Origin of the sequence: Paenirhodobacter sp. CAU 1674 (assembly GCF_029222945.1) — a bacterium.
In the GTDB taxonomy this organism is placed as follows: Bacteria; Pseudomonadota; Alphaproteobacteria; order Rhodobacterales; family Rhodobacteraceae; genus Rhodobacter.
In genome coordinates this window covers 137,562-154,182 of the sequence record NZ_JARHUH010000009.1, presented here as the reverse complement: position 1 = coordinate 154,182, position 16,621 = coordinate 137,562, and the positions used below count along the sequence as shown (strand labels likewise).

Below are 16,621 nucleotides of genomic sequence, written 5' to 3'. Positions count from 1 at the left end.
GGGGAATTATGGCCAAATCTACGCGTCAGCATGTGTTCGAGGGGATGGAGCTTCTGCCCGATGCCCTGACCCCTTTCGTCGAAAAGCGTCTGGAAAGCTCGCTCACCGGGCATTGGCAGGTGCAGGTGGTCGAGCGGGTTTCGGGCTTGAGGCCCAACAGCTCGGGTGCCGTCAACTGGGATCAGCAGGGGCTGCTCAAGGCGATGATGGCCTTCTGGAAAGAGGCTTTCGCCAACGTGCTGGGCTTCCCCGAGCGGTCCTATGTTTCCGAGCTGCTCGAGGTGCGCAACAGGCTTTCTCATAACGAGACCTTCACCTACGACGATGCCGAGCGCGCGCTCGACACCATGCGCCGTCTGTTGGAGTCTGTGAGCGCCAAGGACGCGGCCGAGAAGATCGCCGCCTCGCGGGACACGATCCTGCGGACCAAATATGCCGAGCTGGCGCGCAACGAGGAACGCCGGAAGACGTCGCGAAGCGAGATCTCTGTGGAAACGGTCGGCGGGCTGTTGCCGTGGCGCGAGGTCGTCGAGCCGCACCAGGACGTTGCGACCGGCGATTTCCAGCAGGCGGAATTCGCGGCGGATCTGGCGAAGGTGCATGAAGGCAGCGCGCCTTCGGAATACCGCAACCCGCGAGAGTTCTTTTCACGCACCTATCTGACCGATGGTCTGAGCACGCTTTTGATCGGCGCAGCCAAGCGATTGAACGGCAAGGGGGGCGATCCGGTCGTCGAGTTGCAGACGAATTTCGGGGGCGGCAAGACCCACTCCATGCTGGCGCTTTACCACATGGTTGGCGGCACGTCGGTGGAGGATCTGCCGGGGCTCGATCAGCTGATGTCGCGCAACAAGCTGACCGTGCCGGCCAAGGTCAACCGCGCGGTGCTGGTCGGCACCTCCCGCGGGCCGCAGGACGTGATTTCGCTGGAAGGCGGGCGTAAGATCAGGACGACATGGGGGGAGCTGGCCTGGCAGCTCGGCGGTGCCGAGGCCTATGACATGCTGGCAGAAAATGACGAGCGGGGTATCGCCCCCGGCTCGAGCCTGCTTGAAGCGCTGTTCAAGAAATGTGCCCCTGCGCTGATCCTGATCGACGAATGGGTGGCCTATCTGCGCCAGATCTACAAGGTCGAGGGGCTGCCATCGGGGTCGTTCGACGCGAACCTGTCTTTCGTGCAGTCATTGACCGAGGCGGTGAAGGCAAGCCCCGGTGTGCTTCTCGTGGCGTCTCTGCCGGCATCGCAGATTGAGGTCGGTGGCGAAGGTGGGCAAGAGGCGCTGGCGCGGTTGAAACAGACCTTCAGCCGGGTCGAGTCATCGTGGCGACCGGCAAGCCAAGAGGAAAGCTACGAAATCGTTCGGCGCCGTCTGTTCAAGGAGATCCCCGGAGACAAGTTCCATCACCGGGACAACACGTTGAAGCAGTTCGCCAAGCTTTACCGCGAGGATTCCGATGCGTTTCCTCAAGGGGTCGCGGACGAGGACTATCGCCGGAAACTGGAAAAGGCCTATCCGATCCACCCGGAACTTTTCGACCAACTCTATACGAGTTGGGGGTCCTTGGAGAAATTTCAAAGGACCCGGGGCGTGCTGCGTCTGATGGCGCAGGTCATCCATGAACTCTGGATGGGGAACGATCCCTCGGTGATGATTATGCCGGGCAGCGTGGCAATCAGCTCGGCCCGCGTCGAGCCGGAACTGCTGCATTACCTCGATGCGAGCTGGCAATCGATTATCGCGGCCGATGTCGATGGGGTGACGTCTACCCCATACAAGGTGGATCAGGCGGCACCGAACCTGAACCGCTATTCCGCGACCCGCCGTGTGGCACGGGCGGTGTTCATGGGCACATCTCCGACGCATGGTCAGGAAAACAAGGGCCTCGATGATAAGCAGATCAATCTGGGTGTTGTTCAACCCGGCGAGAGGCCCGCGATTTTCGGCGATGCGTTGCGGCGGTTGGCGAACCAAGCCAAGTTTATGCACAGCGATCTTGGTCGCTACTGGTATTCGATGTCGGCAAGTCTCAATCGTCTTGCTGCAGATCGCGCGGCGCAACTCGAAGATGCGCTGGTTCTCCACGAAATTGACAAGGCGCTGGTCGCCTATATCAATGGCCTTCCTGATCGTGGGCACTTCGACACGGTTCAGGTCGCTCCGGGCAGTTCATCCGATGTCCCTGACGAAGCCGGAGGGGTCCGGGCCGTAGTGTTGGGGGTTGCCCACCCACATACCGGACGGGAAGGATCGGAAGCACTTGCCGAGGCCAAGGATATTATGATGCAGCGCGGGAGCACGCCCCGTGTTTACCGCAACATGTTGGTCTTTCTTGCAGCTGAGCAGCGTCAACTTGAAAATCTGAATGCAGCGCAGCGTGCGACTCTAGCCTGGGCTGAAATTGTCCATGAAACCAAGAGATTGAATCTTACTCAGAGCGACAGCGCGCTTGCTGAAACCAAGTTGAAAGAAGCAAGAGAGACCCTGAAGACGCGAATGAAAGAAGCCTGGTGCTACTTGATTTATCCAGTCCAAGAGAGCGCTCAATCAGAGGTGGAATGGGTATCGGTCAAGGTTCCTGCCCAAGACGGATTGCTCGCGCGGGCAAGCAAGAAACTGGTGAGTGATCAGGGGATTTGGCCTGAACTTGGGCCGGACAATCTGAACCGGCAACTTGAGAAATACATTTGGAATGGGAAGCCCCATTTGCATCTCAAGGACCTGTGGGAATATCTGAACCGCTACACCTATCTGCCAAGAGTGAAAAACCGATCCGTATTGACGAAAGCGGTGCATGCCGCAGTCAGTGGGATGTTGCCCGGACCGTTCGCTTATGCCGAGCGTTGGGATAAAGAAAATGATCGCTATATAGGTTTGGAAATCTCTGGAGCCTCTAATGGCCAAGTGGTGATCGATAGTGAAACCGTCATCGTCAATGCGGAAATGGCGGAAAAACATAGGCAAAAGCTCGAACCGGCACCGACTCCGACAAAACCAGAGGAGATTGATGCTGCGGTATCGGCTGTGCCACCGTTCTCTGGCTCGATCCAGACGCCACCTGCAGAGAGGAGCCCGACACAATTCCATGGCGTCGTGATGATCTCTCCTGAGCGCCCCGCGCGAGATATCCACCAAGTCGTCGAAGCTATTATTGAGCAACTGACGACGATGCCTGGGGCGGATGTATCGATCAAACTGGAAATCGATGCGGATGTGCCATCGGGCCTCGATCGAGCCAAGGTAAGAACGCTGATCGAGAACGCTACGACGTTGAATTTTATTGATAAGGACGTGAAATAGTCCGGCAGTCCTTCTGCTGCATGCCATGTGCTTGGTTTTAATGGTGTTGTCTTACGACTGGGTCAGGATGCGAAGTCGATTTCATCGTGAGCTCATTTCCCCGTGTGATCCGCGCTCGGGGGGGCATTTTATGCCGCGAGGCAGGTCTGTTTGTTGATGCAAGCAGAAGGGAACCGATTTCAATGACGCCGCCGTTCTCCTGTCGTTGCACGCCACGACCCTACGCCACCTGAACATCTGTTGAACCGGCGCCAGTTCCGGCTTTCTTAATCGATCCCGATCCAGGGCTGCCTGTTGGAGGCGTCCGGCAAAGGAACGGGGACGACATGGCGGCGCACGACCGGCGACCAGAAGCGATCGAGAGAGGCGCGCGGATGCTGCGCACCGCGCTCGGGCCGGCGATCGCCCGGTTTATGGAAGACCCCATGACCGTCGAGGTGATGCTCAACCCCGACGGGCGGCTCTGGATCGACCGGCTGTCCGAGGGCCTGGCCGACACTGGCGAAACGCTTTCGCCCGCCGATGGCGAGCGTATCGTTCGTCTTGTTGCGCACCATGTCGGGGCCGAGGTCCATGCCGGCGCGCCGCGGGTCTCAGCAGAATTGCCCGAGACTGGCGAGAGGTTCGAGGGGTTGCTGCCGCCCGTGGTCGCGGCCCCAGCCTTCGCGATCCGCAAACCGGCGGTCGCGGTTTTCACGCTCGATGACTACGTCGCGTCCGAAGTGATGACGCCCGAACAGGCCCAAGTCTTGCGGGCTGCCGTTGCCGGGCGCGCCAATATCCTGGTTGCGGGCGGCACCTCGACCGGCAAGACCACACTGACCAATGCGCTTCTCGCCGAATTGGCGCGCACGCAGGAGCGTGTGGTCATCATCGAGGATACGCGCGAGCTGCAATGCGCCGCGCCCAATCTCGTTGCCTTGCGCACCAAGGATGGCGTGGCCTCGCTCTCCGATCTGGTGCGCTCGTCGTTGCGCCTGCGGCCCGACCGTATCCCGATTGGCGAGGTGCGCGGTGCCGAGGCGCTCGATCTCCTGAAAGCCTGGGGCACCGGCCATCCGGGCGGCATCGGCACCATTCATGCGGGCTCCGCGCTCGGGGCCCTGCACCGCATGGAACAGCTCATTCAGGAAGCCGTGGTCACCGTGCCTCGCGCCCTGATCGCGGAGACCATCGACTTTGTCGCCGTTCTCGCCGGTCGCGGCGGGGCGCGCCGCCTCGTCGAACTCGCCCGGGTCGAAGGTCTCGGCGCCGATGGCGATTACCGGGTTTTCCCGGCCGAATTCCCGACTTCCACCGCTCACGAAACAGGAGACAGCGCATGATCCCGAACCCCCTTCATATGCCTCGCCATGTAGCGACTGCTGCCACTTTCGCATGGGTGAGCCTCGTGCTCGCCCAGCCGGCCCGGGCCTCGGGCTCGTCCATGCCCTGGGAGGCGCCGCTGCAAAGCATCCTCGAGTCGATCGAGGGGCCGGTCGCCAAGATCGTCGCGGTGATCATCATCATCACCACCGGCCTCGCGCTGGCCTTCGGCGATACTTCGGGGGGCTTTCGCCGCCTGATCCAGATCGTCTTCGGTATCTCCATCGCCTTTGCCGCCAGCTCCTTCTTCCTGAGCTTCTTCAGCTTCGGCGGCGGGGCGCTGATCTGATGCTGGAGCAGCTCTCCGAGGTGCCGGGCTTTTCCGTGCCGGTCCACCGCGCGTTGACCGAGCCGATCCTGCTCGGCGGGGCGCCGCGCGCTTTCGCGATCTTGAACGGCACGCTGGCCGGGGCCATCGGCCTCGGGCTCCAGCTTTGGCTGGTGGGGATCGCGATTGCGCTTCTGGGGCACGCGGCAGCGGTCTGGGCCGCGCGGCGCGATCCGCTCTTCGTCGAGGTCGGGCGCAGGCATCTGCGCCTGCCCGGGCATCTGCAGGTCTGAAGGAGGGCAGGGGCGTGATGAACCTCTCCGAATACCGTCCCCGCGGGGCGCGTCTGGCCGATTACCTTCCCTGGGCGGCGCTGGTGGCCAAGGGCGTCGTGCTGAACAAGGACGGCAGCTTCCAGCGCACGGCGCAGTTTCGCGGGCCTGACCTCGACAGCGCGGTGGCGGCGGAACTGGTCGCAGTCGCCGGGCGGCTCAACAACGCCCTGCGCCGGCTCGGCTCGGGTTGGGCGATCTTCGTCGAGGCGCAGCGCTCCGAGGCCGCGACCTATCCCGAGAGCCGCTTCCCCGATCCCGCCTCGGCGCTGCTCGATGCCGAACGCAAGGCCGCCTTCGAGGAGCAGGGGATGCATTTCATCTCGGGCTATTACCTGACGCTGCTCTATCTGCCGCCCGCCGAAGATGCGGCGCGGGCCGAGACCTGGCTTTATGAGGGGCGCGAGCACTCCGGCGTGGATGCCCATGAGATCCTGCGCGGGTTCATCGACCGTTCCGACCGGGTGCTGGCACTGCTCGAGGGTTTCATGCCGGAATGCCGCTGGCTCGACGATGGCGAGGTGCTCACCTACCTGCATTCGACCATCTCCACCAATCGCCAGCGCCTGCGCGTTCCCGAGGTGCCGATCTATCTCGACGCTCTGCTCGCCGATCAGCCGCTCACCGGTGGGCTGGAGCCGCAGCTCGGCCGGGCGCATCTGCGCGTTCTCACCATCACCGGCTTTCCGACCGCGACGACGCCCGGCATCCTCGATGAGCTGAACCGGCTGGCCTTTCCCTATCGCTGGTCGACCCGCGCGATCCTGATGGACAAGCTCGAGGCCACGCGGATGGTCACCAAGGTGCGCCGGCAGTGGTTTGCCAAGCGCAAGAGCATCGCCGCCATCCTGCGCGAGGTGATGACCAACGAGCAATCTGCGCTGGTCGACACCGATGCGGCGAACAAGGCGGCCGATGCCGATCTCGCGCTGCAGGAGCTCGGCGCCGACATCGCCGGACAGGCCTATGTCACCGCCAGCATCACCGTCTGGGATGAGGATCCGCGCCTGGCCGACGAGAAACTGCGACTGGTCGAGAAGGTTATCCAGGGCCGGGATTTCACCGCCATGGTCGAGACGATCAACGCGGTCGATGCCTGGCTGGGTTCGCTGCCCGGCCATGCCTATGCCAATGTCCGCCAGCCGCCGATCTCGACCCTGAACCTCGCCCATATGATCCCGCTTTCGGCGATCTGGGCGGGCGATGCCGAGGATGCGCATTTCAAGGCGCCGCCTCTGCTTTACGGCAAGACCGAGGGATCGACCCCCTTCCGCTTTTCGCTCCATGTCGGCGATGTCGGTCACACGCTGGTGGTGGGGCCGACTGGCGCGGGCAAGTCGGTGCTGCTCGCCGCCATGGCGCTGCAGTTTCGCCGCTACGCCATGGCGCAGGTCTTTGCCTTCGATTTCGGCGGCTCGATCCGGGCCGCGGCGCTGGCCATGGGCGGGGACTGGCACGATCTGGGCGGAGACTTGACGGAAGGGGATGACACCTCCGTGGCGCTGCAGCCCCTGGCTCGGATCGACGCGCCCCCCGAACGCGCCTGGGCTGCCGACTGGATCGCCGCGATCCTGGCTCGCGAAGGGATCACGATCACCCCGGAGGTGAAAGAACATCTCTGGACCGCGCTGACCTCGCTTGCCTCCGCCCCGGTCGGTGAGCGCACACTCACCGGGTTGGCCGTGCTCCTGCAATCGAACGACCTCAAACAGGCCCTACGCCCCTATTGCCTGGGTGGGGCCCATGGTCGCCTGCTCGATGCCGAGGCGGAAAACCTCGGAACAGCCTCGATGCAGGCCTTCGAGATCGAGGGGCTGGTGGGCACTGCGGCCGCGCCCGCCGTGCTCTCCTACCTCTTCCACCGCATCGGCGATCAACTCGACGGGCGCCCCACGTTGCTCATCATCGACGAGGGGTGGCTCGTGCTCGATGACGAAAGCTTCGCGGGCCAGCTCCGGGAATGGCTCAAGACCCTGCGCAAGAAGAGCGCCTCGGTCGTTTTTGCAACGCAGTCGCTGTCGGATATCGACACTTCGCCCATTGCGCCGGCCATCATCGAAAGTTGCCCGACGCGGCTCTTGCTGCCCAATGAGCGCGCCATCGAGCCGCAGATCACCGCGATCTACCGCCGCTTCGGGCTCAACGACCGGCAGATCGAGATCCTCGCGCGGGCCACCCCCAAGCGGGACTACTATTGCCAGTCGCGACGCGGCAACCGGCTCTTCGAGCTTGGCCTCAGCGAGGTCGGCCTCGCGCTCTGCGCCGCCTCCTCCAAATCCGATCAGGCCCACATCAGCCAGATCCTCGCCGAGGTCGGGGCAGAGGGTTTTCTCACCGCCTGGCTGCGCGCCCGCGGGGTCGACTGGGCCGCCGATCTCATCCCGGAGCTCACCAACCTCGCGCCCGAGGCCGAGGCCCTTCGACAACCCCAACCCGATCAGGAGGTGACATCATGATCCCCAACACTCTTGCCCGTTTCAAACTCCCCCGTGTCTCGATGCTCGCGCTGGCGCTCGCCGGGCTGCTGGGCGCCTCACCGCTTCTGGCGCCGCCGGCGCATGCGCTCTTCGGCTTCGGCGGGATCGTCTACGATCCGACCAACCATGCCGAGAACCTGCTCACCGCGGCGCGCGCGCTGGAGCAGATCAACAACCAGATCTCACAGCTTCAGAACGAAGCGCAGATGCTGATCAACCAGGCCCGCAACCTGACGAGCCTGCCCTATTCGGCCCTGAGTGCGCTGCAGCAGAATGTCGATCGCACCCGCACGCTCCTCTCCGAGGCGCAGAACATCGCCTTCGACGTGCAGCAGATCGACCAGATGTTCCAACAGGACTATGCCAATATCCCGCTGTCCTCGAGCGATGCGCAGCTCCTCTCCGACGCCCGCACCCGCTGGGGCAACACGGTGGGCGGGCTGCAGGATGCGATGCGCGTGCAGGCCGGTGTGGTCGGCAATATCGATGCGCAGCGCGCCCAGCTCTCCGCCCTCGTGGGCGAAAGCCAGAGCGCGGTCGGTGCGCTGCAGGCCACGCAGGCGGGCAACCAGCTCCTCGCGCTGCAAGCCCAGCAGATCGCCGATCTCACCGCCGTCACGGCCGCCAACGGCCGGGCCGAGGCGCTGGCCGAGGCGGAACGCGCCGCCGCCGCCGAGCAGGGGCGGGTTCAGCGCGAGCGGTTCCTGACCCCCGGCACCGGCTATCAGCCGGGCTCCGTCCAGATGTTTCACAACTGAGCTCGAGGGGCAGGGGACGCATGGACAGCAGGACACTCACCCGGGTCGCGGCGGTTGCGCTTCTGGCCGTCGCGCTCACCGCCTCGTTGATCGCGATGCGCTGGCAGGAAGATGAGCCGGCGCGCGCAATCTCCGCAGCACCATCAATCACCCCCGCCGATCCCCTGCGCGAGGGGCAGCGCCGCTGCCAGCAGATGGGCGAAGCCGCCGCCAAAGATCCCGACTGCATGGCGATCTGGACCGAGACCCGCGACCGCTTCCTCGGACGCGATACCGGGTCTCGGGACGCGGAGCGCTGATCCATGGGCGGCACCGGCGTTATCGACGACTTCCTTGGGGTCTTCACCTCTTATATCGATAGTGGCTTCGGGCTTCTGGGCAACGAGGTGGCCTTCATCGCCACCACGCTGATCGTGATCGACGTGACGCTCGCCGCGCTCTTCTGGGCCTGGGGCGCCGATGACGACATCCTTGCCCGGCTGGTGAAAAAGACGCTCTTCGTCGGGGCCTTCGCCTATCTGATCTCGAACTGGAACAGTCTCGCGCAGATCGTCTTCAACAGTTTCGCCGGGCTCGGGCTGATGGGGTCGGGCACGAGCTTTTCTGCCAGCGATCTCTTGCGTCCGGGGCAGGTGGCCCAGACCGGGCTCGATGCCGGTCGGCCGCTCCTCGAGAGCATTTCCGACCTGATGGGCTTCGTTTCCTTCTTCGAGAATTTCGTCCAGATCGCCTGTCTGCTCTTCGCCTGGGCGCTGGTGCTGCTCGCCTTCTTCATCCTCGCGGTGCAGCTCTTCGTCACTCTCATCGAGTTCAAGCTGACGACGCTCGCGGGCTTCGTGCTCATCCCCTTCGGCCTGTTCGGCAAGACTGCCTTCATGGCCGAACGGGTGCTCGGAAACGTCGTCTCCTCGGGCATCAAGGTGCTGGTTCTCGCGGTGATCATCGGCATCGGCTCGACGCTGTTCGGGCAGTTTACCGCTGGTTTCGGCGGTGCGACCCCGACCATCGATGAGGCCATGGCCATCGTGCTCGCGGCGCTCTCGCTGCTGGGGCTCGGCATATTCGGCCCCGGCATCGCCACCGGCCTGGTCTCGGGCGGGCCGCAACTTGGCGCGGGCGCGGCGGTGGGAACGGGTCTTGCCGTGGGCGGAGCGGCCCTCGCCACCGGCGGTGGCGCCATGCTCGCCGCACGCGGGGCCGGGGCCGCGGTTTCTGGTGGTGTCGCCGCATCGCGCGGCGCCATAGGCGCGGCAGGTGCTGCCTCGAGCGCCTATTCGCTTGGCTCCATCGGCCAGTCCGGTGCGTCCGGCGTGGCCTCGGGGCTGGGCGGGGTCGCCCGGGCCGCCGGGTCCGCTGCGGCGTCGCCGTTGCGCAAGGCTGCCACGCGGGCAGGCGAGGCTGCCAAGGAGAGCTACTCGAGCGGGGCCAAGTCAGGGTTTGCCGCCAGTGGCGGAAGCTCGTCGATGGGAACCATCGCCGAGGGATCAGCCACTGCTGCGCCATTGGCCTCGTCCGGCCCACCCGATTGGGCCAAATCCATGCGCCGCAAACAGGCGCTGAGCCACGGCATCACCTCGGCAGGCCATGCCTTGCGTGCAGGTGACAGCCATGGCGCCGGCGCCGCCATCAGCCTCTCGGAAAGGGATCGCTCATGACCTTCTTCAAACGCTCATCCCCCCATTACGGCAAGGCCCCGGAACCGGAAACGCCCTATCAAAAGGCCGCCCAGGTCTGGGACGAGCGTATCGGCTCCGCGCGCGTGCAGGCCCGGAACTGGCGGCTCATGGCCTTCGGTTCGCTCTTCCTTTCCGCCGGATTTGCCGCCGCTCTGGTCTGGCAATCGGCGCGCGGCACCATCGTGCCTTGGGTGGTCGAGATCGACCGCCATGGCGAGGCGCGCGCGGTCGAGGCCGCCACCGCCACTTACCGGCCCACCGATCCGCAGATCGCCTTCCATCTCGCCCGGTTCATCGAGGAGGTGCGCGGGCTCTCCGCCGATCCGATCGTGGTGCGTCAGAACTGGCTGCGCGCCTATGATTACACCACCGATCGCGGCGCGGTGGCGCTCAACGACTATGCCCGGGCAAGCGACCCGTTCACCCGTGTCGGCAAGGAACAGGTCTCGGTCGAGGTTTCCTCGGTCATTCGTGCCTCACCCGACAGTTTCCGGGTGGCCTGGAGCGAGCGGCATTACGAGGGCGGCCAACTCGCCCGCTCCGAGCGCTGGACCGCCATCCTCACCATCGTGATCCAACCGCCGCGCACGCCCGAACGCCTGCGCGCCAATCCCCTCGGAATATATGTCAACGCGATCAACTGGTCGCGGGAGATGAGCCAATGATCCACGCCTCTTCCATGCCCGTCGTGACCTTGCTGAGCGTCTCGCTTCTTGCCGGCTGTGCCACGAGCCCGGCGCTCGAGTTTTCCTATGACGACGAGGTGCCGCCGCTCCCGGCAACGCGGACCACGACCTCCGACGATCAACCCCGCGCCCTGCGCACCCCGCCGGCCTGGACCCCGAGCCGGGGCGGGGCCAGCGCCGCGACGCCCGGGACCCGGGTGACCAACGCCAATGCCGCCGCCCGGGTCGAACCGCGCCGGGACGGGTATTTCAACGCGATCCAGATCTATCCCTGGTCGGAAGGGGCGCTCTATCAAGTCTATGCCGCGCCCGGCCAGATCACCACCATCGCGCTTGAGCCGGGCGAGGCGCTGACCGGCACCGGTCCGATCGCGGCAGGTGATACGACCCGCTGGATCATCGGCGATACCGAGAGCGGCTCGGGCAGCGCGCGCCGCGTGCTCGTGCTGGTCAAACCGACGCGCAGCGACATCAGCACCAATCTGGTGATCTCCACCGACCGGCGGACCTATCTGATCGAGCTGCGCGCGGGCGAGCAAACCTGGATGCCCGCGGTCTCCTGGGCCTATCCGCGCCGCGCGTCACCCCAGCGGGTCACAGCAGCGACACCGGCGATCCCGCCGCTCAATGCGCGCAACCACCGCTACGGGCTGCAGGGCGATGCGCCGCCCTGGCGTCCGGTCTCGGTCTTCGATGATGGCCGCCGCGTCTATGTCGTCTTTCCGGCGGGGATTGCACAGGGCGAGATGCCGCCGCTCTTCGTGCTCGGCTCGGACGGGAAACCCGAGATCGTCAACAGCCGCATCTATCACAACGTGCTGATCGTCGACAGGCTCTTCGGTGCCGCCGAGTTGCGGCTCGGCAGCGGCCGTAACCAGCAGGTGGTGAAAATCCTGCGCCTCGCACCGCAGGCGGAGACAAGCACCGATGCGCCGAAAGCGGGGCAGGGTCATGACTGAACCGAGCACCGGCACCGAAGAGGATCTCGCCGCGCCGATGCGGTTGCGCGCCGATCCGCCCCGGGTCACGCGCCTTTCGCGCAAGGTTCTGGCGGGTCTTGGCCTCGTTGCGGGGCTCGGGATTGGCGGTGCGCTGATCTATGCACTGCAAAGCCCTGATCGTGGGGCCCGGCCCGAGGAGTTGATCACCACCGATAATCGCCAGCCCGCCGATGGGCTGCGGGACCTGCCCGGCAGCTATGATGCTGTGCCGCGCCTCGGGCCGGCGCTTCCCGGCGATCTCGGTGGCGCGATCCACAGCGCGCAGGAACGCGGCCAACCGATTGCCACGCCGACGATTCATGCCCCTGCCGTGGACCCCGAGGAACAAAGGCGGCTGGCCGAGATGGATGCAGCCCGCACCAGCGGATTGTTCTTTCAGACCAGGCCGGGCGCACAGGGGGGCGCCGGACTCGGGGGCGTTGGCACAGCGCTGTCTGGAGCGGCGGAGGCTGCCGGGCAGGATCGCCAGCGGGCTTTCCTCAATGGGTCTGTCGATCGTCAGACCGTCGCAACCGACCGTATCGCGGCCCCTGCCTCGCCCTATATCCTTCAGGCGGGCTCGGTGATCCCTGCGGCGCTCATCACCGGCATCCGTTCGGATCTTCCGGGACAGATCACCGCGCAGGTCACCCAGAACGTCTATGACAGCCCGACCGGCAGCCTGCTCCTGATCCCGCAGGGCTCCCGCATCATCGGCGAATACGACAATGGCGTCAGTTTCGGCCAGCGCCGGGTGCTGTTGGTCTGGAACCGGCTGATCTTCCCCAATGGCCGCTCGATCGTGCTCGAACGCCTGCCGGGCGCCGATGCCGCGGGCTATGCCGGGCTCGAGGACGGCGTCGATCACCATTGGGGCGATCTGGCCAAGGCCGCAGGGCTTGCCACGCTTCTCGCTTTCACCGCGGAGCTCGCCACCGATGATGACGACCGGCTTTTGCAAGCGCTGCAGGACGGCGCTGTGGACACGGTCAATGATGCCGGCCAGCAGATCGTCCAACGCCAACTCGCTGTCGCGCCAACACTGACTATCCGGCCCGGCTTTCCGCTGCGCGTGATCGTCAGCCGCGATCTCGTGCTCGAACCCTACGGAGGATGACATGGGCAATCTGAAACTGGGCCCCCTTGCCGATGACAAGCCGGTCAAGCTGACGATCGACCTGCCCGCGGGCCTGCACCGCGATCTGGTGGCCTATGGGGAAATCCTCGGACGCGAGAGCGGGCAGGGGGCCGTTGCCCCGGCGCGGCTCATCGTGCCGATGCTGGAGAGGTTCATCGCGACCGATCGCGGATTTGCCAAGGCGCGCAAGGGCGTCCGAACCTAGCGGACAACTCCCTGCCAGGCACCGTTGGTGTCAGGTTTCGGGCTCGGCCGTCGGATGATAGGCCGCGTCGAGCGAGAGTTGACGGGCCGTCTCCAGCAGCATGAGCAAGGCCGGGTTTTCGTTGCGCGAGGCCCAGACCGCGCTGAAGGGGAGTAGCTCGTCCGCAAGGGGTCGAAACCGAACGCCGGGGGCTTTCGCGGCAATGGTCGCCTCGCTGGTCAGGGTGAGGCCGCGTCCCAGTGCTACCAGCTGGATCAGATCATCTCGCCCGACATCATGCCGGACGATATCGGGGTGATGGCCAAGCGCTGCCAGGCGCTGGATCAGGAAGTCGTGGATTTCTTCGCCGGGAGGTGCGCGGGTGACGATGAACCGATCATTGCGCAAATCCGGAAGATGCATGGTCATGGCGTCGCCGCGCGGGTCAGCATCCGGCACGACGATAAAGACGCGCTCCGACCAGAGCGGTTGCACCTCGCACCCATCCCAAGGCGCGGCGCCCGTCAGGAAGGCGATATCCAGCTCGAACCGGCGCAAGGCCGCAACCTGGTTGGCCGGATTGGCCGCAGTGAAGGCGAGCTGCACATTGGGGTAGGCCGCACCGAAAGTGCGAATGAGATCGGCGAGGAACCCCGAGGCGAGCGAGGAGAAGATACCGATCCTGAGCGTGCCTTCGAGAGGCTTGGCGCTTGAGCGGACCTCCGCCAGGGCCAGCTGGATCTGCTCCATCGCGTTGCGGCCACGTCGGACAAACTGCTCGCCAGCTTCAGTGGGTTTCACGCCGCAATGGTTCCTGACGAACAAGGGAACACCAAGCCGGGCTTCGAGTTCGCCGACGCGTCGGCTGAGCGCGGATTCCTGGACATTCAGGGCTGCGGCCGCCCGCCGAAAGCTGCCATGCTCGGCTGCCGCAATGACATAACGAATGTGATGGAGCTGAATGGACACTCGCTAACCCCGACCAAGATCCGTCGCGCACCTCCCCTGATGCTAGGTAATTCCTTGATAGGATGAAGGAATTGACGCGAAAAGCAAGCCATCGGTTCTCCCGCCTGCGACGGCTGGCCGAAACTTGCCAAGTTGTCCGGGCAAATCATCGAGAGGCCCGGGCAGCGCGTTGGGCGAAGAAGCATCCGAACCAGCCCCTTTCAGGACGCTCGCTGGTGTCACCTTTTCGGCTTGGGGGAGGTTCGTTGCCGCCTTGCAAGGTGTATGTTTTTTCCCTCGGTGCAGACCGCTTCCAGCCACGCCCAGTTTTCGTAGGGATCGCCCGTTTGCCGAAGGTGGGTATAGCGTTTCAGGGAAACCCAAGAGCGGTGGCCCGACACTGCGGCCACTTTGGGAATGTTCCAGCCGATCTCGAAAAGGCGTGAAACACCGTCATGCCGCAGGTCATGGAACCTTAGATCATCGATCCCGAGAAGACGGGTCGCCCGGGTGAAGGCGGCGCTGATCGCATCGGTGGAGTAGGGGAAGATCCGTTCATCGTTTCTGGGCATCGCCTCGATGATGGCGACCGCCTGCTCGGGAAGATCGCACCAGACATTGTTGCCGATCTTTTCTCCGGGGTTCTTCATGTCGCGCACGAGAACGCGTTGGCCTTCCTTGTCGTAGTCGCTCCAGGTGATGCGGGTGATTTCCTCCTGCCGGCGTGTCGAAAAAATCGCGAATGCGATGACGCGGTCCATCGGGACGGAGCTCGGCCGACGTGTCGAACGGTCGGCAAAATGGCGCATCAGCTTGTCGAGCTCGTCTAGTGTCGGCCGCCGGTCGCGTTGCCGGCTCTTCTGCGCGATCCCGAGCCGCTTCGCCACTTTCCAGGCATCGTCCATGGCCTGACTGTCGAGCGGGAAGCCCCAGGCTGGACGTGCGATCGAGAACACCGCCCCGAGGTGAGACATGTAATTGGCGACGGTCTGCGGCTGAACGCCTGACGCAAGCTTTTCCCGCGCGAATTCAACGATGTCGGCGCTGGTGATATCCGCGCAGAGCCGATCAGCGATGTCGAAATCCTTGATCGTGCGCAACACCTGAGTCTTGGTGCGCCCCATCTGTTTCTGACTGTCTTCGATATAGCGGTCGATCGCGTCGGCAAGCGTGGGCTTGCGCCGTGCGCCCTTGACCCGGACGAGTTCATTCAAGGCTTCCGGCTGGGCGAGTTCCTTCTCGCGTTGCTTGATCCAGGCGTTGGCGACGGAACGTCGCTCGAAGGTCTTGTTTTCGCGCCAGACATTCTTTCCCTGTCGCATGATCGAGATCTGTGCAAGCCAGGCGATGGAGCCATCTTTTCTGCGGCGTTGTGTGATGCTACCCATGGATTTACAACACGACCTCCGAATTTACAACATATGTTGTAATTCATGCCAGAAATGGGCGCAAATTACAACATATGAGACAAGAACGCGACACAATGAATAGTATCCAACCGACTGATAAAACGCAAAAAATAAATGTTATCAGTGCGTCGCGGTTATCTGTCGCGCCGATGATGGATTGGACCGACCGCCATTGCCGGGTGTTCCATCGCATGATTTCGCGCCATGCGTTGCTCTATACCGAAATGGTCACCGCGCCAGCGATCGTGCATGGGCGCCGCGGGCAGTTGCTGGACTATTCGCCTGCCGAGCATCCGGTGGCGCTGCAACTGGGCGGCTCTGACCCGGCCGAACTGGCCGAGGCCACCCGGATTGCCACCGATTGGGGTTATGACGAAGTCAACCTGAATTGCGGCTGCCCCTCGGACCGGGTGCAGTCGGGGGCCTTTGGCGCGGTGCTGATGAAGACGCCCGATCTGGTGGCCGATTGCGTGGCCGCGATGATCGCGGCCAGCCCGGTCGAGGTGACGGTGAAATGCCGCATCGGGGTGGACGATCAAGACCCTGCCGAGGTGCTGCCGCAGTTTCTGCAAACCGTATCGCGCGCCGGGGTCAAACGCTTCACGATCCATGCGCGCAAGGCCTGGCTGCAAGGCCTCAGCCCGAAAGACAACCGCGAGATTCCGCCGCTCGATTATCCGCTGGTGCACCGGATGAAGGCCGAATTCCCCGATCTGCACCTGTCGATCAACGGCGGCATCGCGACCCTGGCCGAGGCCCGCGCGCAGCTGGAGGCCGGGCTTGACGGGGTGATGATCGGGCGCGCGGCCTATCATCAGCCGATGGATGTGCTGGGCGCGGCCGATGCCCAGATCTGGGGGCAGGGCACGCCCGCCGATCCCTTCGCCGTGGCCGAGGCGATGAAGCCCTATATCGACGCGCATCTGGCGGCGGGTGGGCGGCTGCATCAGATCACGCGCCATATGCTGGGGCTGTTTCACGGCCGCCCCGGTGCGCGCGGCTGGCGCCGGGTGCTGTCCGAGGGCGCCACGCGCGAGGGGGCGGGTCTGGCGCTTTACGACAAAGCGCTGGCCTGCGTCGCGCAGCCCGCGTAAGCAGGCC

The 16,621-nt window shown here is 64.4% G+C and carries 15 protein-coding genes; 13 read left to right on the top strand and 2 right to left on the bottom strand.

Annotated elements, in window-relative coordinates; genetic code table 11:
- The first annotated feature begins 8 nt into the window (after positions 1 to 8).
- The 12 genes from P2G62_RS14010 to P2G62_RS13955 all read left to right on the top strand — a co-directional run bounded on the left by P2G62_RS14010 (position 9) and on the right by P2G62_RS13955 (position 13,184).
- Positions 9 to 3,299, top strand: coding sequence for a DUF499 domain-containing protein (locus P2G62_RS14010; RefSeq protein WP_275735523.1), 3,291 nt, complete (start codon positions 9 to 11; stop codon positions 3,297 to 3,299).
- A gap of 326 nt (positions 3,300 to 3,625) precedes the next feature.
- Entirely contained in the window at positions 3,626 to 4,624 is a 999-nt protein-coding gene (gene trbB, locus P2G62_RS14005) for a P-type conjugative transfer ATPase TrbB (RefSeq protein ID WP_275735522.1), read from the top strand.
- 17 nt (positions 4,625 to 4,641) lie between these two features.
- On the top strand, positions 4,642 to 4,953 hold the full coding sequence (locus P2G62_RS14000) for a TrbC/VirB2 family protein (RefSeq protein WP_275735560.1): 312 nt from the start codon (positions 4,642 to 4,644) through the stop codon (positions 4,951 to 4,953).
- Positions 4,953 to 5,225 (top strand): VirB3 family type IV secretion system protein, encoded by a 273-nt coding sequence (locus P2G62_RS13995; protein WP_275735521.1) that lies wholly within the window; start codon positions 4,953 to 4,955, stop codon positions 5,223 to 5,225. The genes P2G62_RS14000 and P2G62_RS13995 overlap by 1 nt, the downstream gene beginning before the upstream one ends.
- A 14-nt stretch (positions 5,226 to 5,239) precedes the next feature.
- Positions 5,240 to 7,720 (top strand): conjugal transfer protein TrbE, encoded by a 2,481-nt coding sequence (trbE, locus tag P2G62_RS13990; protein WP_275735520.1) that lies wholly within the window; start codon positions 5,240 to 5,242, stop codon positions 7,718 to 7,720.
- A complete protein-coding gene (gene trbJ, locus P2G62_RS13985) occupies positions 7,717 to 8,499 on the top strand; it encodes a P-type conjugative transfer protein TrbJ (RefSeq protein WP_275735519.1) in 783 nt (260 codons plus the stop codon). The genes trbE and trbJ overlap by 4 nt, the downstream gene beginning before the upstream one ends.
- 20 nt (positions 8,500 to 8,519) lie before the next feature.
- Positions 8,520 to 8,798, top strand: coding sequence for a putative entry exclusion protein TrbK-alt (gene trbK-alt, locus P2G62_RS13980; RefSeq protein WP_275735518.1), 279 nt, complete (start codon positions 8,520 to 8,522; stop codon positions 8,796 to 8,798).
- Between the two features lie 3 nt (positions 8,799 to 8,801).
- A complete protein-coding gene (gene trbL, locus P2G62_RS13975) occupies positions 8,802 to 10,154 on the top strand; it encodes a P-type conjugative transfer protein TrbL (RefSeq protein WP_275735517.1) in 1,353 nt (450 codons plus the stop codon).
- Positions 10,151 to 10,840 carry a conjugal transfer protein TrbF gene (trbF, locus tag P2G62_RS13970; protein WP_275735516.1) on the top strand — a complete coding sequence of 230 codons (690 nt, stop codon included), beginning with the start codon at positions 10,151 to 10,153 and terminating at the stop codon, positions 10,838 to 10,840. Before trbL ends, trbF begins: the two co-directional genes overlap by 4 nt.
- Positions 10,837 to 11,820 (top strand): P-type conjugative transfer protein TrbG, encoded by a 984-nt coding sequence (trbG, locus tag P2G62_RS13965; protein ID WP_275735515.1) that lies wholly within the window; start codon positions 10,837 to 10,839, stop codon positions 11,818 to 11,820. Before trbF ends, trbG begins: the two co-directional genes overlap by 4 nt.
- On the top strand, positions 11,813 to 12,958 hold the full coding sequence (locus P2G62_RS13960) for a TrbI/VirB10 family protein (protein ID WP_275735514.1): 1,146 nt from the start codon (positions 11,813 to 11,815) through the stop codon (positions 12,956 to 12,958). Before trbG ends, P2G62_RS13960 begins: the two co-directional genes overlap by 8 nt.
- Before the next feature lies 1 nt (position 12,959).
- Positions 12,960 to 13,184, top strand: a complete 225-nt coding sequence (locus P2G62_RS13955) for a DUF2274 domain-containing protein (RefSeq protein WP_275735513.1) — start codon at positions 12,960 to 12,962, stop codon at positions 13,182 to 13,184.
- 30 nt (positions 13,185 to 13,214) lie between these two features.
- Here P2G62_RS13955 and P2G62_RS13950 read toward each other — a convergent pair whose 3' ends face one another.
- Together P2G62_RS13950 and P2G62_RS13945 are read right to left on the bottom strand one after the other, a co-directional pair.
- Positions 13,215 to 14,132, bottom strand: coding sequence for a LysR family transcriptional regulator (locus P2G62_RS13950; protein WP_275735512.1), 918 nt, complete (start codon positions 14,130 to 14,132; stop codon positions 13,215 to 13,217).
- Positions 14,133 to 14,350: 218 nt separating this feature from the next.
- On the bottom strand, positions 14,351 to 15,499 hold the full coding sequence (locus P2G62_RS13945) for a site-specific integrase (protein WP_275735511.1): 1,149 nt from the start codon (positions 15,497 to 15,499) through the stop codon (positions 14,351 to 14,353).
- Positions 15,500 to 15,594: 95 nt separating this feature from the next.
- Between P2G62_RS13945 and dusA the strand changes: the two genes are divergently transcribed.
- Entirely contained in the window at positions 15,595 to 16,614 is a 1,020-nt protein-coding gene (dusA, locus tag P2G62_RS13940) for a tRNA dihydrouridine(20/20a) synthase DusA (RefSeq protein WP_275735510.1), read from the top strand.
- Positions 16,615 to 16,621 lie beyond the last annotated feature (7 nt).